The 20,842-nt window shown below is 67.5% G+C and carries 16 protein-coding genes and 1 pseudogene; 5 read left to right on the forward strand and 12 right to left on the reverse strand.

What is annotated here, in order from left to right; all coding sequences use genetic code 11:
- Positions 1–216: 216 nt before the first annotated feature.
- Both QMX79_RS07260 and ybaK read left to right on the forward strand, forming a co-directional pair.
- Positions 217–744: a hypothetical protein gene (locus QMX79_RS07260; protein WP_282245821.1), complete on the forward strand. Its 528-nt coding sequence runs from the start codon at positions 217–219 to the stop codon at positions 742–744.
- 144 nt (positions 745–888) lie between these two features.
- A complete protein-coding gene (ybaK, locus tag QMX79_RS07265) occupies positions 889–1,359 on the forward strand; it encodes a Cys-tRNA(Pro) deacylase (protein ID WP_282245885.1) in 471 nt (156 codons plus the stop codon).
- A gap of 2 nt (positions 1,360–1,361) precedes the next feature.
- Here the strand turns inward: ybaK and QMX79_RS07270 are convergent, their stop codons facing one another.
- A complete protein-coding gene (locus tag QMX79_RS07270; RefSeq protein ID WP_282245823.1) occupies positions 1,362–1,919 on the reverse strand; it encodes a DUF3228 family protein in 558 nt (185 codons plus the stop codon).
- A gap of 40 nt (positions 1,920–1,959) precedes the next feature.
- Positions 1,960–2,838, reverse strand: a complete 879-nt coding sequence (locus QMX79_RS07275; RefSeq protein WP_282245825.1) for a TIGR01777 family oxidoreductase — start codon at positions 2,836–2,838, stop codon at positions 1,960–1,962.
- A gap of 120 nt (positions 2,839–2,958) precedes the next feature.
- Between QMX79_RS07275 and metF the strand changes: the two genes are divergently transcribed.
- Positions 2,959–3,786, forward strand: a complete 828-nt coding sequence (metF, locus tag QMX79_RS07280) for a methylenetetrahydrofolate reductase [NAD(P)H] (protein ID WP_282245827.1) — start codon at positions 2,959–2,961, stop codon at positions 3,784–3,786.
- A 53-nt stretch (positions 3,787–3,839) separates the two neighbouring features.
- Complete coding sequence (locus QMX79_RS07285; RefSeq protein WP_282245829.1) at positions 3,840–4,427, forward strand: DUF4124 domain-containing protein; 588 nt, start codon at positions 3,840–3,842, stop codon at positions 4,425–4,427.
- Here QMX79_RS07285 and QMX79_RS07290 read toward each other — a convergent pair.
- From QMX79_RS07290 to QMX79_RS07305, 4 genes are all read right to left on the reverse strand, one after another.
- Positions 4,417–5,373: a Nudix family hydrolase gene (locus QMX79_RS07290; protein WP_282245831.1), complete on the reverse strand. Its 957-nt coding sequence runs from the start codon at positions 5,371–5,373 to the stop codon at positions 4,417–4,419. The two genes, QMX79_RS07285 and QMX79_RS07290, sit on opposite strands and share 11 nt — an antisense overlap.
- 96 nt (positions 5,374–5,469) lie before the next feature.
- Entirely contained in the window at positions 5,470–9,129 is a 3,660-nt protein-coding gene (locus QMX79_RS07295) for an autotransporter domain-containing protein (protein WP_282245833.1), read from the reverse strand.
- Positions 9,130–9,428: 299 nt separating this feature from the next.
- Positions 9,429–12,161, reverse strand: a complete 2,733-nt coding sequence (gene secA / locus QMX79_RS07300) for a preprotein translocase subunit SecA (RefSeq protein ID WP_282245834.1) — start codon at positions 12,159–12,161, stop codon at positions 9,429–9,431.
- Between the two features lie 164 nt (positions 12,162–12,325).
- A complete protein-coding gene (locus QMX79_RS07305; protein WP_068849249.1) occupies positions 12,326–13,276 on the reverse strand; it encodes a M23 family metallopeptidase in 951 nt (316 codons plus the stop codon).
- Between the two features lie 12 nt (positions 13,277–13,288).
- On the opposite strand from QMX79_RS07305, the gene QMX79_RS07310 reads away from it, so the two are divergent.
- A complete protein-coding gene (locus QMX79_RS07310) occupies positions 13,289–13,729 on the forward strand; it encodes a DUF721 domain-containing protein (RefSeq protein WP_282245842.1) in 441 nt (146 codons plus the stop codon).
- A gap of 269 nt (positions 13,730–13,998) precedes the next feature.
- On the opposite strand, the gene lpxC is transcribed toward QMX79_RS07310, so the two are convergent.
- The 6 genes and pseudogenes from lpxC to murC form a co-directional block, all read right to left on the reverse strand.
- Positions 13,999–14,910, reverse strand: coding sequence for a UDP-3-O-acyl-N-acetylglucosamine deacetylase (gene lpxC, locus QMX79_RS07315; RefSeq protein ID WP_282245844.1), 912 nt, complete (start codon positions 14,908–14,910; stop codon positions 13,999–14,001).
- Between the two features lie 172 nt (positions 14,911–15,082).
- A complete protein-coding gene (gene ftsZ, locus QMX79_RS07320; protein ID WP_068849242.1) occupies positions 15,083–16,309 on the reverse strand; it encodes a cell division protein FtsZ in 1,227 nt (408 codons plus the stop codon).
- Positions 16,310–16,450: 141 nt separating this feature from the next.
- On the reverse strand, positions 16,451–17,686 hold the full coding sequence (gene ftsA / locus QMX79_RS07325) for a cell division protein FtsA (RefSeq protein ID WP_068849240.1): 1,236 nt from the start codon (positions 17,684–17,686) through the stop codon (positions 16,451–16,453).
- 62 nt (positions 17,687–17,748) lie between these two features.
- Positions 17,749–18,426, reverse strand: a pseudogene (locus tag QMX79_RS07330) (cell division protein FtsQ/DivIB); the annotation flags it as partial.
- Positions 18,423–19,406, reverse strand: coding sequence for a D-alanine--D-alanine ligase (locus QMX79_RS07335; protein ID WP_282245850.1), 984 nt, complete (start codon positions 19,404–19,406; stop codon positions 18,423–18,425). The pseudogene QMX79_RS07330 and the gene QMX79_RS07335, both read right to left, overlap by 4 nt.
- Complete coding sequence (gene murC, locus QMX79_RS07340; protein ID WP_282245852.1) at positions 19,403–20,839, reverse strand: UDP-N-acetylmuramate--L-alanine ligase; 1,437 nt, start codon at positions 20,837–20,839, stop codon at positions 19,403–19,405. Before murC ends, QMX79_RS07335 begins: the two co-directional genes overlap by 4 nt.
- Positions 20,840–20,842: the final 3 nt, after the last annotated feature.

Consider the following 20,842-nt stretch of genomic DNA (forward strand, 5'->3'; position numbering starts at 1 on the left):
CATCGGCGTGCCGGTGGAAGGGCCGTTCAAGCCGGAGCATTACCGCTACTGATGGGCGAGGGTTGCCAGCCAGGGGCTGGCACTACCCCACGCAACGGGCGCCTTCGGGCGCCCGTTTTCGTTATCCGGGCTTCACCCGGAGTGCACCCTGCCCTCACATCCGCGCCGTGATCATCAGCGTGCGGGGGAATATCTGGGTGCATTCCGGAGATTTCCATGAATATCAAGTTCGTACTTCCCGCACTGCTGGTGCTGTGCGGTGCCGCTTACATGTCCCCCGTCCACGCCGCCGACTATCGGTGCATGGTGTTTTCCGGTGCAGATGGCGGAAAGCCGGAAGCGAGCAGCAACGCGGACGGGAAATACGCCATCAAGGCGGCCGACCTGAAGGCAGCGGAGGCCGGTGCCCTGGCTGCCGCCACGCGCTACAAGAAGAACAGCGTCACGCTGACCAAGGCCCAGTGCGATGCGGTGGCAGGAGCATCGAGCACTGCGACGTCGGCACCGGCCACGACAACCGATCCGACGCCTCCGCCTTCATCCACCTCGGCGACAGGTGCAACCAAGGACTACCGGTGTGCAGTGCATGATGCGGACGGCAATGTGCTCAGGGGCGACGCGGAGGGTTACTTCAAGGTCGCCGCCAGCAACGGTGACGTGGCTGATGGCTTGGCAAAGACCAAGGCGGAAGCAAAGTACGGGGCCGGGAAAGTCGACTCTGTCGATTGCGCGCCCATGGGTTGAGGTTGTATTCCTGCTGCTGGCGGCACCATTGCCGGCAGCAGCGGGATTGACCACTTCCTGGAACCGTCATGCCTCAATAGTCCGGGTCAAGATTTTGCGGTCGCGCCCACGCTAAGGTAGTGCGAACACGCCAGCTGCATGACCATGACCCCGGCCATCAATCTGCTCAAGAAGCACGGCATCGCACACAGCGTGCTGTCCTACCACCATGATGCCAATGCCGCCTCCTATGGCGGCGAAGCGGCGGCGCAGCTGGGGCTCGACCCCGCAACGGTGTTCAAGACCCTGCTGGCCAGTACCGAAAAGCACGAGCTGCTGGTGGCGATCGTGCCGGTCAGTGGCACGCTGGATCTGAAGGCATTGGCCGAAGCAGCGAATTGCCGCAAGTGCGAAATGGCGGCGGTGGACGCGGCACAGCGCGCCACCGGCTACCTGGTCGGCGGGATCAGTCCGCTGGGCCAGAAGAAGAAGCACCGCACCTTCATCGATGCCAGCGCGCAGGCGCTGCCGGCGATGCACGTCAGCGCCGGCCGGCGCGGGTTGGAGGTGGCATTGGCGCCGGCCGATCTGATCACGTTGACCGAAGCGGAGATCGCGGGTATTGGTCGGCCGTAATGTTACGGCCGCCAGTTCGCGTGGCTTTCCCAATACGCCACGGCGCGCTGGTACGCCTCACGATCCAGCGGCACGCCCGAGCCGCCCTCTTCCACCCCCAGCGCATTGCGCATCATGGTGATCGGCGCCATCGGCACTTCTTCCGGCTCGGCGGTGTAGATGCAGCCGACGATGCCCCAGTCCGCCTCGATCGGCGAGCCTTCCTTGGCCAGCTGCTCGGCGCTGTACAGGATCACCACCAGGTAGTTCGCGCGCGGCGACTGCACGCCCTCGAACCAGCGCACCAGCACCGGCAGTTCGTCGCGGTTGCGCGCCTCGTAGGCGCTGCGCAGCTGGTGGCGGTTGGCATCGGTGACCGGCACCGTCAGGCAGCGCGTGGACGTCCAGTTCTCATACACGAACAGCTTGCAGAACGGCGCGTAGCCATCGAGCACCTTGAACGGCGCGTGCGTGTTGAGGTGCGCCTGGAACTGCTCGGCGCTGCAGTCCTGGATGGTGTTGCCGCGCGGCACGCGCGGGAACAGACGGGGACGGGCGAATTCGGTGAGGACGATCGACATGGCACACGCAGCTGGAGACAGGTGCACAGGGTAACCGCCCTCAGTCGAGGATCGCGCGCAACGCCGCTTCCAGGGTCGGGTACCGGAACCGATAGCCTTCCTGCAGCGCGCGCGCAGGCACCACGTTCTGGCCGGTCAACAGCAGGCCCGCCATCTCGCCGAAGGCCAGCTTCAGGGCGAACGCCGGCGTCCGCACCCACGCAGGCCGCTTCAGCACGTGCGCCAGGGTGCGGGCGAATTCCGCATTGGTGACCGCCGCCGGGGCGGTGCCGTTGCAGGCGCCACGCGTTTCGGGATCGGCCAGCAGCCACAGGATCAGCCCCACCAGGTCGTCGCGATGGATCCAGCTCATCCACTGCATGCCATCGCCCATCGGCCCACCCGCGCCGATCCGGAACGGCGGCAGCATGCGCGCCAGCGCACCGCCCTCGCGGTCGAGCACGATGCCGGTGCGCAGCAGGCAGGTGCGCACGCCCAGGTCTTCGGCCTTCAGCGCTTCGGCCTCCCACTGCCGGCACAGCATGGCGGCGAAGTCATGCCCGGGCGAAGCCGATTCGTCCAAGGGGGTGGCATCGCGCGGCCCGTAGTAGCCGATCGCCGAGCCCGAAACCAGCACCTGCGGCCGGGTCGGCAACCCACGCATCCAGTCCAGCAGGGCCTGGGTGGTGCCGATCCGCGAGGCCAGCATGGCCTGCTTGCGCGCCGGGTTCCAACGGCCTTCCACCAGCGGTTCGCCGGCCAGGTTCACCACGGCGTGGACCGGGCCCACATCGCCCAGTGCGCCGATGTACTGCACGCCGGCCTGCCCGGCCCGGCCCGGGCTGCGGGTCAGCACCGTGACCCGGTGCCCGGCCGCCAGCAGCCGCTGGCACAGGCGCTGGCCGATGAACCCGGTGCCGCCGGTGATCAGGATGTCCATGCGCGCTCTCCATAGGGAACGCCACTTTACCCGCCCGGGTGTAAATGCCCTGCCCGCCACCTTTTACATTCATCGCGATGAAGCGATATGATGGAGCCACACCCGCTGCCGCCGCCGCCCATGACTGCCCTCAGCTTCGAGTTCTACCCGCCCAAGACCGACGACCAGCGTGCCCAGCTCGACCGGACCGCGGCCAAGCTCAAGGCGTACGCGCCGGAGTACGTGTCCTGCACCTTCGGCGCCGGCGGCTCCACCCTGAGCTACACCTCCGAAACGGTGCGCCACCTCAAGCAGCACCACGGCTTCGAGGCCGCGCCGCACCTGTCCTGCGTGGGCGGCAGCCGCGAGGAGATCCGTGAGCTGCTCAAGCTGTACCGGGCCATCGGCTGCAAGCGCATCGTGGCGCTGCGGGGCGACCTGCCTTCGGGCATGGGCCACCCCGGCGACCTGCGCTATGCGTCGGAACTGATCGCCTTCATCCGCGCCGAACACGGCGATGCCTTCCACATCGAGGTCGGCGCCTACCCGGAAACGCACCCGCAATCCGACGACGCGCTGCGCGACCTGAAGTACTTCAAGGCCAAGATCGACGCAGGCGCCGATGCGGCCATCACCCAATACTTCTTCAATGCCGACGCCTATTTCCACTTCGTCGACGCGGTGCGCAAGCTGGGCGTGCAGGTGCCGATCGTGCCGGGCATCATGCCGATCTCCAACTTCAGCCAGCTGCGTCGTTTTTCCGAACAGTGCGGTGCCGAGATCCCGCGCTGGATCGGCAAGCGCATGCAGGCCTATGGCGACGACGCCGATTCGGTGCGCGCCTTCGGTGCCGAGGTGGTGGCCCAGCTGTGCGAGCGGCTGGTGGCCGGCGGCGCACCGGGCCTGCATTTCTACACCCTCAACCTGGCCAAGCCCACCACCCAGGTATTGAGGCTGCTGGGCCGCTGAACATCGCGCACGCCACTGCTTGCAGATAACGCGCGTCCCGCTACCCTGCTGCGATGAGACCGGTCGTTCCGTTGCTGCTGTCGCTGTGCATGCTGTGCTGGGCCCCGTGGGCGCAGGCACAGGCGCAGCGCGTGAACCGTTGTACCAACGCGCAGGGCGAAACGGTGTTCACCGACCGCAGCTGCGATGCGCTGGGCGCGACGGCGCGGATGCCGCCGCGCGGTGACTCGGTCGGCAATACCGGCATCTACCGCGCCGGCTGCGCGCGCCGGTTGAGCGAGCTGACCGGGCAGATCCGCGATGCGGTGAGCCTGCAGGACGTCAACCGGCTCTCGTCGATCTACCTGTGGGGCAACGTGTCCGATGCCACCGCCAACCAGATCATCGGGCGGCTGGAATCGGTGGTGCAGCGGCCCCTGCTGGACATCGCGCCGGTGTACCCGGAGGTTGCCGCACCGCCGCCGCTGCCGGTCGACCCGAACGCGACCCTGGTCGAGGCAGTGGAAGGGGCCGCGCCGCCGGCCAGCCGGCCGCGGCCGATCGGGCTGCGGCTGGAGCAGACGCTCGGTACGACGGCCACGCCGGCGCGTACCGTGTTCGGACTGCGCCGTCAGTACGGGTGTTTCTGGATCACGCTGTAGGCCACAACGCGCGGATGGCGGCGATGCCCTGCGCGCCGTGGCGGCGCGCCTGGGTGATGTCGTCCGGGTGCAGGCCGCCCAGCGCGTAGAGCGGCAGCGAGACCTGCGCGCGCAGGGTTTCAAAGGTGTCCCAGCCCATCGGCGGGCTGCCGGGGTGGCTGTCGGTGGCCTGGACCGGGCCGAGCACGGCGAAGTCGCAGCCCAGCCGTTGCGCGGCCTGCAGCTGGGCCAGGTCGTGACAGGACGCGGCCACCAGCTGGTCGGCCGGCAATGGCCGCGCCTCCAGCTGCAGCAGCTGTTCGCCGCCCAGGTGCACGCCCACGCCGAGCCGGCGCGCCAGTTCGATATCGCGGTTGAGCAGCCACTGCACCCCGCTGCGGTGCCGGGCCACGGCCTGTTCGGCCAGGGCGATGCGGGCCGGGCTGGTCGGGGTGCGCAGCTGCACGCGGCGCACGCCGGCCTCCAGCGCACGCGCCAGGCGTGCATACCAGTCCTGGTGCGCGGCGTCCTCGTCGGTATCCGGCTCGGGGGTGATCAGGTAGCGGTCCGGGTGGCGCAGCGCGGCCACCACCGGCAGGTCCGCCGGCGGCATCGAATAACGCGACAGCTTGTCCGGCGCCACCCAGGTGATGGCCTGGCCTTCGCGGCCGCGCGGTGAGCCCTTCCAGCTGCGGATGTGCCGCACTTCCAGGCGCAGGTGCTTGTCCGGATAGAGCTGCGGGACGTCCATGATCCAGTCGCCGACCTCGGCCTCGATCCCCAGCTCCTCGCGCAGTTCGCGCACCAGCGCCTGCTCGGAGCTCTCGCCCTCCTCGCGCTTGCCGCCGGGGAATTCCCACAGGCCGGCCATGTCGCGGTTCTCGGTACGGCGGTTGAGCAGGATGCGGCCGCGGGCGTCGGTGATGACGCCGGCCACGACGTGGATCGATCGTTTGGGGGATGGCATGCGGCCAGAATGCCCAATCGGCCCGGGCATGCGCAATGCCGGACAGACGAAGGGCCCCTTGCGGGGCCCTTCGGGTGGTTCAGGAGGCGGGTTCGATCAGAACGCCACGCTCCAGTTCAGCTGGGCCCCCACTTCACGCTGGCCATCACCGGCACGGCCCTGCGCGAACATCGACAGGCGGCTGTTGTCGGAGGTGTTCAGCGACACGCCCAGTTCGGCGATGCCCACATTGCGCGCCAGCGGCAGGCCGCTGACGGTGAAGCTGTCACTGCCGGCCACGAAGCGGTTGCGCGAGTCGGCACGCAGTTCGCCGGCGGCGTTCTGCCAGGCCAGGCCGGCCTCCAGGCGGGCGCCGTCGGTCTGGCCACCGCTGATGTCCCACGCGGCGCGGATGCCGGCGGTGGTGGTCCAGACCTCGTCCTTGCTGGACGCCACCGACAACGCTGCGGTGCCGCCGGTTTCAGTGGCGGCCTCGCTCGACAGGCGGGTGTAGGCCACGGCCAGGTACGGGCTCAGGGTCAGCGCACTGAGCTGGATGTCCCAACCGCCTTCCGCAAAGGCCTGCACCGAATGGGCGTCATGACGGCTGTCCAGGTTCTGTTCCCAGGACGTGCCGGCCCCCAGCGCGCGACGGGTGTCCAGCTCGTAGTCGGCATAGCTGGCGCCGCCGTTGACCCAGGCCTGCTCGCCACGGAAACCGGCGTACAGGCCACCGTGTACCGCGTCGACCTCGGTGATCGCGTTGCGGTCGCGGATCTGCTGGCGCAGCGATTCCGGGCCACCGGCCACACCGACGGTCCAGCGGTCGCCGAAGGTCCAGTCGTAGCCCACCATCAGGCCCTGGCGGGTTTCCTGGGTGCGCGAGGCGGTGCCGTCGCTGTCCTGGCGCTTGGAGGCGCCGCTGCCGGCCACCCACACCGAGGAGCCGTTGAGCTTGGTGTCCGGCGTCGGGCGCAGGCGCTGGGAGATGCCTTCACGCAGGAAACGGTCGTCCAGCAGCAGCGCACGGTTGCTGGCGTGCAGTTCGCCGCCGAGGTCATCGAAGGCCACCAGCGCACCGGCCTCGTCCAGCATCAGCAGGCCGTTGTACAGGGCCAGTGCATCGCCGGACTGCTGCAGCGAATCCAGCGCCGCGGCGGTGGCGCGCTGGTTGCCGGTGACGGCGACCGCACCAAACACGATCGGCGGGGTCACGCCCGGCGTGCCGGGGAAGCCCGGATCCACCGGCGTGCCGGGGTCCACCGGGGTGCCCGGATCGACGGGCGTGCCCGGATCCACCGGGGTACCCGGGTCGACCGGATCCACCGGGGTCACCGGCGTGTTGACCGCGATGGTCAGCACGACCTGGTTGCCAGTCTGGGTCAGGGTGGGGGTGATGAAGGCCGAGCGCGAGATCACATCGTCGAAGCCGCCATTGATGCCGCCGGCCACGTCGAGGATCGCGTAGGTCTGGCCGTTCTGGTAGCTGGCATTCGGGTCCAGCCCGGTCACGCGCACGCCGGTGGCACCGGTGGTGCCGGCGATGCCGACGCCATGGCCGATGTAGGCCTTGCCGGTGACGGCAACCCGGTCGGACTGGCCGTTGCCAAGCAGGTCCACGTCGTAGAAGGCCTTGTCGGCCACGCTTTCGGGCGTCGCGCCCGCGGCATTGATGTACAGGTCACCGTTGATGGTGAGCGTGCCGATGCCGGCATCACCCGGCGACAGCACGCCGCCATTGAACACCTGGGTGGTGCCCACGGTCGCGTTGCCGGCGAGCACGCCGCCATTGCGCACCATCACGTTCGAGCTGCGCACCACGCCGGTGCTGCTGCCGTAGTTGATGGTCTGGTCGAAGCCGGAGTTGCCGTTGAGCACCAGGGTGCCGCCGGTGACCTCGATCTGCTGTGCAGCAGCCTGGCTGGTGCCGGTATAGCTGCGCCCGGTGTACATGTCGCCATCGATGCGCAGCGTGCCGCCGTTGACCGTGACCTTGCCCCCGAAGTCGGCCAGGTCGCCGGTCAACGTGGTGGTGCCGGCCACGCTGGTCACGCCGCCGGTGGTGCCATTGGCACTGCTGACGGTGTTGGCCAGGCTGATGTCACCGGTGTGGTTGAACACCAGCGCGCTGAGCGCACCCTCCATGACGATGTCGGCCGCGCCCAGTTCGCCGGCCGCTTCGGCCGCCGCCCACTTAGGGGCGCCGTCGGCGACCGACCAGGTATCCAGCCCGCCGCCCACCACGACAAAGCCCAGGGTGCCCAGCTTGAGGTCCCCGCCGGCGACAACACGGCCGCCGTTGGCCACGTTGAGGATGCCGAACGGTTCGCCGACCAGGTGGCTGCCCACCGTGACGTCGCCGGTGGCCTCAATGGCCGAGCCCGCGCCGCTGACGCGGACCTGCTCATCCACCGCACCGATCTTGAAGGTCATCGTGTTGGCGCCGCCGGACACCAGCAGCGTGTCGGTGCCGATCACCGCACCGTCCAGCACGTCCACGCCGGTGCGGATGTCCAGCTCGCCCTGGTTGGTCCAGCGGCTGCCGGCTCCGGTAAGGGTGGCGGTACCGGTAGCGCTGAGCGAGTCGCGGATGCGCGCGGTGTTGGACTGGATCTGGCCGCCCTTCTCCACCAGCAGCTGGGTGCTGGCGATGATCCGGTCGCCGCTCAGCACCGAGCCGGCGCCGGACACTTCAATGCGGCCGGTGCGAGCGGCGGTGCTCGGCAGGCCTTGGTTGTCTTCAGCGGTCACGTTGCCGGTCACGGCAACCAGCGCGCCATCTTCGATGCGCAGCAGGCCGTCGCCGTTGCCCGACACCCGCAGGGTATCGGTGGTGACCGTCGAACCTGCGCCGGTCACCAGCAGCGAGCCGCTGGCCTTCTGTGCTTCACCCACGCTGACCAGCTGCGACGCCAAGGTGCCGCTGTTGCGGACAATGACTTCGCCCTTGCCACTGGCGGCAGCACCGATGAGCACGTCGCGCCCGGCGGTCACGCCACCGTTGTTGATGAACAGCGCGCCGGTACCGCCCTCACCGACGCGCAGGTCATTGCCGGTGACCAGCAGCTGGCCGCCACTGGTGACGTTGATGGTGCCCGTGCTCCCGACCTCGGTACCCACGCTCAGGCCAAACGAATTGCCGATAGGCGGTGCCTGCAGCGTGGTCTCCACGCGGGCACCATTGCGGATGCTCAGCATGCCATTGCCTTCGCGACCGACCAGGATCTGGCGGGCGGTGAGCAGTGCGTCGGTGCCATCGACCTGGCCGATGCCGCTGGAACCGGCCGCATAGCCGAACGACAGCGTCGAGCCCAGGGTGGCCTTTGCGCCATCGTACAGCCGCAGCGCGCCGCTGCCTGCTTCACCCACGCGCACGACGGCGCTGTTGACGGTGAGCGACGAGGTCGGTCCCCAGATATGCAGCTCGCCATTGCTGCCGGCAAGCGTGCCCAGCGAGACCAGGCCATTGGAGGTGAACTTGGCGCCATCGCGCAGCTCCACCAGCACCGGGCCGTTAGGGCCAACGCGGAAACCGTCGACGTAGGCGCGACTGTCGGTGACGGTCTCGCTCGCATCGAAGTCATACACCGCCGCGAAGGCGGTGGGCAGCGAGGCGGCCGACAGGCCCAGCGCAACCAGCATGGCAGCGCTCAGCGGCGAACGCCGGCGACGGTTGTCGGTGGCCGGAGACGGGGAAGAGGGGGACGTGGCGAGTTCGGATGCGACCTGCATCAGGCCGGTGGTGCGGTTGAACACCAGGCGATAGATCCTGTTCATGAAACTCCATGGATGGCGACTCAGGGGAAACGCGACGCTGCCGCAGCCTGCGGAGCGCAATGCGCGTCGAGCCTGCCCCGAATGCAATGCATTCGCGACAGCGCTGAACACGTTAACGTGCTGTCGCGATTCCACTCGTGGGTCGCATCTGACACTCGCGTGGGGATGCGCCACGCATCTGTGTCAGGTTTCTCTGAAAGGTTCCCTTTGGGGACATCGGTCACAGAACGACGCCCACAAGCATTCGCGCCGTGCAGACAAAGATCAAAAAAAACCCCGCTTTCGCGGGGTTTTTCTGATCAGCTCAGCTGGCCGTGGCAGTGCTTGTACTTCTTGCCACTGCCGCAGGGGCACGGGTCGTTGCGGCCGACCTTGGGCTCTTCGCGGGTGACCTGGCCGACGCCGTTGCGCTGGGCTTCCACTTCCGCTGCCTCTTCGTCGGCGCCGTAGCCGCCCACGTTCTGGTGCTGGAACTGCGACTGCAGCAGGCGCGCTTCGGCCTGCTGGCGTTCGGCCGCTTCCAGCGCCGCCACTTCTTCTTCGCTGCGGATGCGCACGCGCGCCAGCAGGGTCACCACTTCGCGCTTGACGTTCTCCAGCATTTCCGAGAACAGCTCGAAGGCTTCCTTCTTGTATTCCTGCTTGGGCTGCTTCTGCGCGTAACCGCGCAGGTAGATGCCCTGGCGCAGGTAATCCATGCGGGCCAGGTGCTCCTTCCAGCTCTGGTCGAGCACGGTGAGCATGACGTGCTTCTCCAGCGCGCGCATGGTCTCTTCGCCGACGCCGGTTTCCTTCTGCTCGAAGTGCTCGTCCACGCGGGCCTGCACCTTGTTGGCGATGGCTTCGGCGTCGAGCTCTTCGTGTTCCTTGACCAGCCCGGTGACGTCCATCTGCACGCCCAGGTCGGAGGCCAGGGTGGCCTCCAGGCCCGGCAGGTCCCACTGTTCGTCGATCGAGTTCGGCGGCACGAAGCGGGCCACGATGTCGTAGATCACATCGCCACGGATGCCGTCCACGTTGTCCTTCACCGACTCGGCGTCCAGCAGCTCATCGCGCTGGGCGTAGATCACCTTGCGCTGGTCGTTGTTGACGTCGTCGAAGTCCAGCAGGTTCTTGCGGATGTCGAAGTTGTGCGCTTCCACCTTGCGCTGCGCCTTTTCGATCTGGCGGCTGACCAGGCGGTCTTCGATGACGTCGTCTTCCTTCATGCCCATCATGCGCATCGCCTTCTGGACCCAGTCCGAGGCGAAGATGCGCATCAGGTTGTCTTCCAGCGACAGGTAGAAGCGGGACGAACCCGGGTCACCCTGGCGGCCGGAACGGCCACGCAGCTGGTTGTCGATACGGCGCGATTCGTGGCGTTCGGTGCCCACGATGTGCAGGCCGCCGGCGGCCTTGACCTGGTCGTGGCGGACCTGCCAGTCGGCCTTGACCTTGGCGCGCTGTTCGGCGCTGGCGTCTTCGCCCAGCTCGTGCAGCTCCGCTTCGTGCGAACCGCCCAGCACGATGTCGGTACCACGGCCGGCCATGTTGGTGGCGATGGTCACCGCACCGGGCATGCCGGCGTTGGCGATGATGGTCGCTTCGCGGTCATGCTGCTTGGCGTTGAGCACTTCGTGGTGCACGCCGGCCTTGCGCAGGTGCTCGGACAGCATTTCCGAGGTTTCGATCGAGGTGGTGCCCACCAGCACGGGCTGGCCGCGCTTGTTGCACTCCTGGATGTCGGCCAGCACGGCGTTGAACTTGCCGTTGCGGTTGAGGAACACCTGGTCCGGCGAGTCCTTGCGGATGGTCGGGCGGTTGGTCGGGATCACCACCACTTCCAGGCCGTAGATGCTCTGGAATTCGTAGGCTTCGGTGTCGGCCGTACCGGTCATGCCGGACAGCTTCTTGTACATGCGGAACAGGTTCTGGAAGGTGATGCTCGCCAGGGTCTGGTTCTCGCGCTGGACCGGCACGCCTTCCTTCGCTTCCACCGCCTGGTGCAGCCCATCGGACCAGCGGCGGCCGGCCAGGGTACGGCCGGTGAATTCGTCCACGATCACCACTTCGCCATCACGCACGATGTAATCGACGTCGCGCTGGTAGATGGCATGCGCGCGCAGGGCGGCATTGAGGTGGTGGACCACGGTGAGGTTCTGCGCCGCGTACAGGCCTTCGGTTTCGGCGCTGAGGATGCCGGCCTCGACCAGCAGCTGCTCGGCGTGCTCCATGCCCGCTTCGGACAGGTGCACCTGCTTGCCCTTCTCGTCGACCCAGAAATCGCCCTCGCCTTCTTCGGCTTCCTGGCGGATCAGGCTGGGCACCACGCGGTTTACGCGGATGTACAGCTCCGGGGAATCGTCGGCCGGGCCGGAGATGATGAGCGGGGTACGCGCTTCGTCGATCAGGATCGAGTCGACTTCGTCGACGATGGCGTAGTGCAGGCCACGCTGGTAACGGTCGGCCCGCGACAGCGCCATGTTGTCGCGCAGGTAGTCGAAGCCGAATTCGTTGTTGGTGCCGTAGGTGATGTCGCTGGCATAGGCCTCGCGCTTGTCGCTGTGCGGCATGCCCGGGTAGACCACGCCGACGCTCATGCCCAGCCAGTTGTACAGCTTGCCCATCTGCGCCGAGTCGCGGCGGGCCAGGTAGTCGTTCACGGTGACCACGTGGACGCCCTTGCCTTCCAGCGCGTTCAGGTACACCGGCAGCGTGGCCACCAGGGTCTTGCCTTCACCGGTGCGCATTTCGGCGATCTTGCCCAGGTGCAGGACCATGCCGCCGATCAGCTGGACGTCGTAGTGGCGCATGCCGAGCACGCGGCGGCTGGCTTCACGGCAGACCGCGAAGGCTTCCGGGAGCACCTTGTCCAGGGCTTCACCGTCGGCGATGCGCTGCTTGAACTCCGGGGTCTTGGCCTTGAGCTGCTCGTCGGAGAGCTTTTCGATGTCCGGCTCCAACGCATTGATCTTGGCGACGATGCGGTTGAGCTGGCGCAGCTGGCGTTCGTTACGACTGCCAAAGACGCGGGTAAGCAGGCTGTTGATCATTGAAGGAACCGGTTGGAATGAGACGCCCCAACGGCGACGCTCCCTCGGGAGCCGCCCGCCGCAAACGAAACAGGGCGCATCGCGCCCTGTCTATGGCAACACCCATTGTAGCTTGGGACGAGGGCACTTGGTTTCAAGCGCCCGCGATCCGCCAGATGGCGCCCTCAGCCGCGGGAAACCCGCCCGACCGGGGTGTTGCCGCCATCGCCCAGGAACTTGCGCGGGTTGACCACCTGGCCGCGTTCCCAGACCTCGAAGTGCACGTGGGCACCGGTGGAACGGCCCGTGGAACCGGCCTTGGCCACTTCCTGGCCGGCCCGCACCAGGTCGCCCGGCTTCACCACCAGGCGCGAATTGTGCGCATAGCGGGTCACATAGCCGTTGCCATGGTCCACGTCGACCACGTTGCCGTAGCCGCCCTTCACGCCGGCGAAGCTGACCACGCCATCGGCCACGGCCATGACCGGGTCGCCGACCTTGGCATGGAAGTCGATGCCCTTGTGGTTGCCGCGACCGCGACCGAACGGGTCGTTGCGACCACCAAAGCTGGAGGTGATGTAGCTGTTGCGGATCGGCATGCGACCCGGCACGGCGTCCTGCTCCAGCTGGTGGTCGAACATCAGCGATTCCATCACCGACAACTGGCGGCCTGAAGCAGCGAAGCGCTGCTCCAGCACCTGTAAGTCGGCGTTGACCGCGCTGACCGGGATGTCCTGGGTCGGGCCAGGCTCGCCTTCACCGAGGCCGGGGGTCTCGTTGAAGTCGAACTCGCCGTCTTCCAGCTTGCCCATCTGGGTGAGCCGTTCGCCCAGCGCGTTGAGCCGGGTCGCCTGCGCCTGCAGCTCGCCCATGCGGGCAGCCAGGGCGTTGACCTGGGTCTGGGCGTCCTTGCGGGCCTGCGCCAGGTCGCGTTCCTGCTGGGCGACCTTGGCGTGGAGCCGGGAATCGTTGAACATGCTGCCACCCAGACCGGCACCGAAGCCGATCAGGCAGCCCAGCCCGAGTACGCTGCCCAGCAGGGCGCGGGGCCTGTCCTCGAAGTAGAAACGCAAACGCGCCAGCGGCGTCTTGGCCTGTCCTTCACGCGTTTTGATTACGATCTTTTTGAATGCCATCAGTGAGTTTTCATGTCTGAGCCGAAATCCAGTGCCCGTCCTGCGTCAACGCCGAAGCCGGCGCTGGATGCAGTCATGGGTGACAAAGCTGGCAATCCGCTGCGTCGTGCCCTGTGGCTCGATGCGCTGGACCGTCAGTTGCGCCCCCATTTGCCGCCCACCCTGGCCACCCGTTGCCGGTTGGCGAATGTGAACGGCGAACACCTCGTTTTTCTCGTCGAATCCCCTGTCTGGCACGCCAAAGTACGGCTTGCCGAGGCTCAGTTGATCGACGCGGCCCGGTCCATCGGGCTGAAGGTCACTAAGGTGACCGTCAAAACTGCGGCTGCCGCTCCTCCACGCTCCCCAGCGATCGACAACAGGAGTGGCCCCCACGCAGTTTCAGCCGCCACGCACAAAGGGCTACGCGACGCGTTGGCCTGTCTAAAGGACGTGGATTCCTCCAAGTCCTGAAGCCATCGGGGCATCCCGCCCCTTCCCCGCCGTCGTCACGATCACGTGAATCTGGTGGGGAGCCGGCGGCCATCGTAGCCGTGCTGGGTCGTCCAGTCGTTAGTCTTTTATTAAATTTGCGTTAAATTCAGCCAAGAATCGGATCGGGTTCACAAAAACGTGACCCAGGTACGTACACGGTTCATTGACGTCAACGTCACACGCCCCACACCCCCCAGAACGCCGAACGGCGCCCAAGGCGCCGCTCTTTTTCCAATTATTTCAATTGGTTATGCGTACGCAGGGACGCCGTAGACGACCGGAACCTCGCTGCTCGGCGCGTCGTAGCTCACCCACTCCCAGGCGCTGGCATCGGCCAGCAGGGCCCGCACCAGCTTGTTGTTGAGCGCGTGGCCGGACTTGAAGCCCTCGTAGGCGCCCAGCACCTGGCCGCCGGCCAGGTACAGGTCACCGATCGCGTCGAGGATCTTGTGGCGCACGAACTCGTCGGCGTAACGCAGGCCGTCGTCGTTGAGCACGCGGAATTCGTCGAGCACGATGGCGTTGTCCATCGAACCGCCCAGGCCCAGGTTGCGCTCGCGCATGTACTCCAGGTCACGCATGAACCCGAAGGTGCGCGCGCGGGAGATTTCCTTGGTGTAGGCAGCGGTGGAGAACTCGATCTCGGCGCGCGACTGCTTGGCCGGGATCATCGGGTGGTCGAACTGGATCGTGAAACCGAGCTTGTAGCCCTCATAGGGCTCGAAGCGGGCGACCTTGTCGCCTTCGGTGACTTCCACGGTCTTGAGGATACGGATGAAACGCTTGGGCGCGTCCTGTTCGGCGATGCCCGCCGACTGCAGCAGGAACACGAACGGGCCCGAGGAACCGTCCATGATCGGCAGCTCGGCCGAGGACAGCTCCACGATGATGTTGTCCACACCCAGGCCGGCCAGGGCCGACATCAGGTGTTCGACGGTCTGGATCTTGGCGTCGTTGCAGGTCAGCCCGGTGCACAGGGTCACTTCGGTGACCAGGTCGGCACGGGCCGGCACTTCCACCACCGGGTCCAGGTCCACGCGGCGGAACACGATGCCATGGTTGACCGGTGCCGGGCGCAGGGTCATGTAGACCTTGTCACCGCTGTGCAGGCCAACGCCGGTGGCGCGGATCGTGTTCTTGAGGGTGCGTTGCGGAATCATGGGGGACCAACCGGGAAAGCGCGCGGTCAGCGCGACAGTGACAAACAAGAATAACACGCACTACCACCGCTCCTTTCTGAACCGGGGGCGGCAGACTGCCGGGCCTATCCTGGCCCGGCAGCAAGGGACATGGAGGCGCTTACCGGGGAGGACAAGACCCCGGCCGCGTTCCTCAGTCCGCCTGGCGGCGCAGGAACGCCGGGATGTCCAGGTAATCGTTGGGCAGCTCGGCCGCGGCCGGACCCGAGGCCGACGGTGCGGACGGGGCCACCGTGTCGGCGCTCGGACGACGCAGGCCCAGGCCCATGCCACCCACGGCCTTGGACACGGCATCGCCGCCGTTGTCGAAATCGCCGAACTCCGGCTGGCCGGTGGTGGCGTTGCGGACCAGCTTGATCGGCGCGCGCTCGCCCGGACGCTGGGACTTGGCGGCCACGGCACGGTTCAGGCCGGTGGCGACCACGGTCACGCGGACTTCGTCCTGCATGTCCGGATCCAGCACGGTACCCACCACCACGGTGGCGTCTTCGGAAGCGAAGCCATCGATGGTGCGGCCGATCTCGTCGAACTCGGCCATGGTGAAGTCGGCGCCGGCGGTGATGTTGACCAGGATGCCGTTGGCACCGGCCAGGTTCACATCGTCCAGCAGCGGGTTCTGGATGGCGGCTTCGGCGGCGGCCTGGGCGCGGTCATCGCCACGGGCGGTGCCGGTACCCATCATCGCCAGGCCCATTTCGGACATGACGGTGCGCACGTCGGCGAAGTCGACGTTGATCAGGCCCGGGCGCACGATCAGGTCGGCGATGCCCTGCACGGCGCCCTGGAGGACGTCGTTGGCGGCACGGAAGGCCTGGATCATGGTGGCGTTGCGGCCCAGCACGGTGATCAGCTTTTCGTTCGGGATGGTGATCAGCGAGTCGCAGTGCTGGCTCAGTTCCTCGATGCCCTTCAGCGCGACCTGCATGCGGCGGCGGCCTTCGAACGGGAACGGCTTGGTGACCACGGCGACGGTCAGGATGCCCATCTCCTTGGCCAGCTGTGCCACCACCGGTGCAGCGCCGGTACCGGTGCCACCGCCCATGCCGGCGGTGATGAACACCATGTCCGCACCCTGCAGGGCGTCCATGATGCGCTCGCGGTCTTCCAGCGCGGCCTGGCGGCCCACTTCCGGATTCGCGCCTGCGCCCAGGCCCTTGGTGACGTTGGTACCCAGCTGCAGCTGCAGCTTGGCACCGCAATTCTTGATGGCCTGCGAGTCGGTGTTGGCGGTGATGAATTCCACGCCGTCCACGCTGGTGCTGACCATGTGCGCCACGGCGTTGCCGCCGCCGCCGCCCACGCCGATCACCTTGATCACCGCATTGGGTGCCATCTTCTCAATCAGTTCGAAATGCGCCATGTCCGTGTCCTCGTTATATCCGCTTCTGGTTGGCATGGGCGTGTTGGCGTCCTGCCTTCGCGCTGCATGTTGCCGTTGCGGCTGTGTGGGTTGTGTGTTGCCGTTTGATGCGCCGGCCGAAGCCGGTTTGAAGCAGCGGCGTCAGAACTCGCCGCGGAACCAGGTTTTCAATTTGTTGAACATGCTGCCCGCGCGCCCGGTGGGCAGCGACGGGCGGCGCGGGTGTTCGATCTGGCTGCCCATCAACAGCAGGCCCACGCCAGTGGCGTGCACCGGGTTGCCGACCACTTCGCCCAGCCCGGTCACGTGCTGCGGAATGCCCACGCGTACCGGCATCTGCAGCATTTCCTCGGCCAGTTCGACCACGCCTTCCATCTTCGAGGCACCGCCGGTGAGCACCATGCCGGCGCGCACCAGTTCCTCGAACCCGGAACGGCGCAGTTCGGCCTGCACCATCTCGAAGATTTCCTCATAACGGCCCTGCACCGCCTGCGCCAGTGCGTGGCGCGGCATGCGGCGCGGCGGACGGTCGCCGACGCTGGGCACCTGGATGCTTTCCTCGGCGGTGGCCAGCTGGGCCAGGGCGCACGCGTAGCGCACCTTGATCTGCTCGGCTTCCGGGGTCGGCGTGCGCAGCATGTGCGCGATGTCGTTGGTGACGTGGTCGCCGGCGATCGGCAGCGAGGCGGTGTGGCAGATCGCGCCCTGCACGAACACGGCCAGGTCGGTGGTGCCTGCGCCCATGTCGACCAGCACCACGCCGAGCTCGCGCTCGTCGGCGGTCAGCACGGCCACGCTGGAGGCCAGCGAGGACAGCACCAGGTCGTCCACCTGCAGGCCGCAGCGCTGCACGCACTTGCTGATGTTGGCCGCGGCCGACTGCGCGCACACCACCAGGTGCGCATGCACCTCCAGGCGCACGCCGGTCATGCCGACCGGGTTGCGGATGCCTTCCTGCGAATCGTCCAGCACGTATTCGCGGGGGATGGCGTGCAGGATCTTCTGGTCGGCCGGGATCGCCACGGCCTTGGCCGCGTCGAGCACGCGGTCCAGGTCGCCCCAGGTCACTTCGCCGTCGCGGATCGGCACGATCCCGGGCGAGTTCTTGCACTGCACGTGGTTGCCGGAAATGGAGGCATACACAGAGCGGATCTCGCAGCCGGCCATCAGCTCGGCCTCTTCGACCGCGCGCTGGATCGACTGCACGGTCGATTCGATGTCCACCACCACGCCGCGCTTGAGCCCGCGCGACTCATGCGAACCGATGCCGATCACCTCGATGGGGTTGCCCGGCGAGTACTCGCCGACCAGCGCCACCACCTTGGAGGTGCCGATATCGAGCCCGACGATCAGCGATTTGTCACCCTTGCGATTCATGTCCTGTCCTGCGTCCTGTGCGCCACATTGGCCGGCGCGGCCGCGGCCGGGGTACCCCAGCTCAGCGTGAAACCATTGGTATATCGGAGGTCGGCGCGTTCGATCGGCGCCTGCTGGTTGGCCAGCTGCGGCAGCACGCGCACGAAGCGCTGCAGGCGCGAGCGCGCATCGTCGCGGCCGACCACTACTTCGGTGCCGTTGCTCAGCTGCAGCGACCAGCTGCCGCGCGCATCCATGCTGACCCGGGTGACATCCACCCCGGCCGGCGCGAACAGCGCGCGTGCGTCGTTGTACAGCGCCACTACTTCTTCGGTCTGGGTGTCCGGGCCATCCAGGTCCGGCAGCGCCAGGTCCTGCAGCTTCTGCGGGGTGGCAAACAGCTTGCCCTGCTCGGACAGCAGCCGGTCCTTGCCCCAGCGCGCGAACGGCTTGTGCTCGACCAGGGTGATTTCCAGCACGTCGGGCCACTGCTTGCGCACCTGCGCGCTTTCCACCCACGGCAGCTTTTCGATGGCGTCCTGCGCGTCCTGCAGCTTCACTGCGAAGAAGCCGGACTTCGCATACGGCAGCACCACCTGCTGCAGCTGCTCGGCCGGCACCCGCTTGAATTCACCGTGCACGCGCAGCTTGGCCAACGGCCAGCGTTCGGCACCGACCCAGCCGTTGAGCACCGCCACCACGGGCAGCGCTACCAGCGACAGGGCCAGCAACCAGACGAAGATGCGCAGCACCGCGTTCATGCGTAATCAGCCTCCGAAGTGCCGAAACCTTCCGGCAACGTCTGCTCCAGCACGCGCCAGACCAGCTCTTCAAAGCCGATCCCGGCCTGGCCGGCCGCCTTGGGCACCAGCGAGTGGCTGGTCATGCCCGGCGCGGTGTTCACTTCCAGCAGGTAGAACGCGCCGCTGTTGCGGTCGCGCATCACGTCGACGCGGCCCCAGCCACGGCAGCCAGCGGCGCGGAACGCGGCCAGCGCAATGCGGCGGATCTCCGCTTCGTCGTCACCTTCAAGACCCGGGCACAGGTACTGGGTGTCTTCGGCGATGTACTTGGCGTTGTAGTCGTACCACTGGCCCTTGGGCACGATGCGGATCGACGGCAGCGCCTGGTCGCCGAGGATGCCCACGGTGAGCTCGTCGCCGACCACCATCTGCTCCATCAGCAGCTGGCCGTCGTAGCGGGCCGCCAGCGCGACCGCCTCATCCAGGCCGGCCTCGTCGGTGACCCGGCTGATGCCGACGCTGGAGCCTTCGTTGGCCGGCTTGACCACCACCGGCAGGCCGAGTTCGGCCGCCAGCGCGTGCACATTGGTGCTGTCCACCTTCCGGTACTGCGGGGTGGGCAGGCCCAGCGACAGCCACACCTGCTTGGTGCGGATCTTGTCCATGCCCAGCGCCGAGCCGAGCACGTCCGAACCGGTGTACGGCACGCCGAAGGCTTCCATCAGCCCCTGCACGATGCCGTCCTCACCGCCACCGTTGTGGCCGTGCAGGATGTTGAAGACGCGGTCGAAGCGCTTTTCCACCAGCGCCAGCGCCAGCGCCGGAATGCCGTCCACCGCGGTGGCGTTGACGCCGCGCGCGCGCAGCGCCTCGATGACGTTGCGGCCGGAATCCAGCGAGACTTCGCGTTCGCTGGAGGTGCCGCCCAGCAGCACGGCAACGCGGCCGAACACGGCCGGGTCGGTGATGCGCAGCGGCGGGAAGGTCAGCGTGCTCATTCGGCAGGCACCTCGTTGAAGCCATCGGTGGCGACCAGGTGGGCAACGTGGCCGATGTCGCCCGCCCCCATCATCAACAGCAGGTCGCCGTCCTGCAGCACGTCGGGCAGCACGTGCTGCAGTTCCGACGCCTGGCCGACCACGACCGGCTCGCTGCGGCCACGCGCACGGATGGCACGGGCCAGCGAGCGCGAATCGGCACCGGGAATCGGCGCTTCACCGGCCGGGTAGACCTCGCTCAGCACCAGTGCGTCCACTTCGGACAGCACCGCGGCGAACGCATCGAACTGGTCACGGGTACGGCTGTAGCGGTGCGGCTGGAACGCCACCACCAGGCGCTGCGACGGCCAGCCACCGCGTGCGGCGGCGAACACCGCAGCCAGTTCACGCGGGTGGTGGCCGTAGTCGTCGATCACGCGCACCTTGGCACCGGTGCGGGTGGTGACGATGCCCAGGTCGTTGAAGCGGCGGCCGATGCCGGCAAAGCTTTCCAGCGCACGCGCGATCGCATCCGGGGCCACGCCCAGCTGCCAGCCCACCGCAGCGGCGGCCAACGCATTGAGCACGTTGTGCGCACCCGGCAGCGCCAAGGTGACCGGGTAGCTGCTGCCTTCGGGCAGGCGCAGGGTGAAGCGCATGCGCGGGCCGTCCTGGACCACATCCTCGGCGCGCACGTCCGCATGGCTGCTCATGCCGTAGCTCATCACATGGCGCGGGGTCTGCGCGGCCAGTGCGGCCACTTCCGGGTCGTCGATGCACAGCACCGCCAGGCCGTAGAACGGCAGGCGCTGCAGGAATTCGGCGAAGGCGGCCTGCACGCGGGAGAAGTCGTTGCCGTAGTTCTCCAGGTGGTCCGCATCGATATTGGTGATCACCGACACCAGCGGGTTCAGGCGCAGGAAGCTGCCATCGCTTTCGTCGGCTTCGGCCACCAGCCACTGGCCACTGCCCAGCTTGGCGTTGGCGCCGGCGGCGAGCAGCTGGCCCCCGATCACGAAGGTCGGGTCCAGCCCGCCTTCGCTCAGCACCGCGGCGGTCAGGCTGGTGGTGGTGGTCTTGCCGTGGGTGCCGGCCACCGCGATGCCGCGGCGGAAACGCATCAGCTCGGCCAGCATGGCCGCGCGCGGCATGATCGGAATGCGCTGGCTGCGCGCTTCCATCAGTTCCGGGTTGTCGTCGCGGATCGCGCTGGACACCACCACGCAGTCGGTACCCAGCACGTTGGCGGCCGAATGGCCGCGCATCACGCGCGCGCCCAGCCCGGCCAGGCGGCGGGTGGCGGCGTTGTCGGCGTTGTCCGAGCCGGACACTTCATAGCCCAGCGTCAGCATCACTTCGGCGATGCCGCTCATGCCGGTGCCACCGATGCCGACGAAGTGCACGCGCGGGAAGGCGCGCACCAGGTCATTGGTGTCGTGCAGGCGGCGGATCATGCG

This window comes from Stenotrophomonas sp. PS02300 (assembly GCF_029959395.1).
Taxonomy (GTDB): domain Bacteria; phylum Pseudomonadota; class Gammaproteobacteria; order Xanthomonadales; family Xanthomonadaceae; genus Stenotrophomonas; species Stenotrophomonas maltophilia_AD.

Bases quoted from the DNA above. Each gene is read 5' to 3' on its own strand.
- lpxC (WP_282245844.1), bottom strand. From the start codon at position 14,910: ATGATTCCGCAACGCACCCTCAAGAACACGATCCGCGCCACCGGCGTT.
- secA (WP_282245834.1), bottom strand. From the start codon at position 12,161: ATGATCAACAGCCTGCTTACCCGCGTCTTTGGCAGTCGTAACGAACGC.
- QMX79_RS07310 (WP_282245842.1), top strand. From the start codon at position 13,289: ATGTCTGAGCCGAAATCCAGTGCCCGTCCTGCGTCAACGCCGAAGCCG.
- QMX79_RS07335 (WP_282245850.1), bottom strand. From the start codon at position 19,406: ATGAGCACGCTGACCTTCCCGCCGCTGCGCATCACCGACCCGGCCGTG.
- QMX79_RS07295 (WP_282245833.1), bottom strand. From the start codon at position 9,129: ATGAACAGGATCTATCGCCTGGTGTTCAACCGCACCACCGGCCTGATG.
- QMX79_RS07275 (WP_282245825.1), bottom strand. From the start codon at position 2,838: ATGGACATCCTGATCACCGGCGGCACCGGGTTCATCGGCCAGCGCCTG.
- QMX79_RS07260 (WP_282245821.1), top strand. From the start codon at position 217: ATGAATATCAAGTTCGTACTTCCCGCACTGCTGGTGCTGTGCGGTGCC.
- QMX79_RS07305 (WP_068849249.1), bottom strand. From the start codon at position 13,276: ATGGCATTCAAAAAGATCGTAATCAAAACGCGTGAAGGACAGGCCAAG.
- QMX79_RS07290 (WP_282245831.1), bottom strand. From the start codon at position 5,373: ATGCCATCCCCCAAACGATCGATCCACGTCGTGGCCGGCGTCATCACC.
- QMX79_RS07285 (WP_282245829.1), top strand. From the start codon at position 3,840: ATGAGACCGGTCGTTCCGTTGCTGCTGTCGCTGTGCATGCTGTGCTGG.
- ybaK (WP_282245885.1), top strand. From the start codon at position 889: ATGACCCCGGCCATCAATCTGCTCAAGAAGCACGGCATCGCACACAGC.
- ftsZ (WP_068849242.1), bottom strand. From the start codon at position 16,309: ATGGCGCATTTCGAACTGATTGAGAAGATGGCACCCAATGCGGTGATC.
- metF (WP_282245827.1), top strand. From the start codon at position 2,959: ATGACTGCCCTCAGCTTCGAGTTCTACCCGCCCAAGACCGACGACCAG.
- ftsA (WP_068849240.1), bottom strand. From the start codon at position 17,686: ATGAATCGCAAGGGTGACAAATCGCTGATCGTCGGGCTCGATATCGGC.
- QMX79_RS07270 (WP_282245823.1), bottom strand. From the start codon at position 1,919: ATGTCGATCGTCCTCACCGAATTCGCCCGTCCCCGTCTGTTCCCGCGC.
- murC (WP_282245852.1), bottom strand. From the start codon at position 20,839: ATGATCCGCCGCCTGCACGACACCAATGACCTGGTGCGCGCCTTCCCG.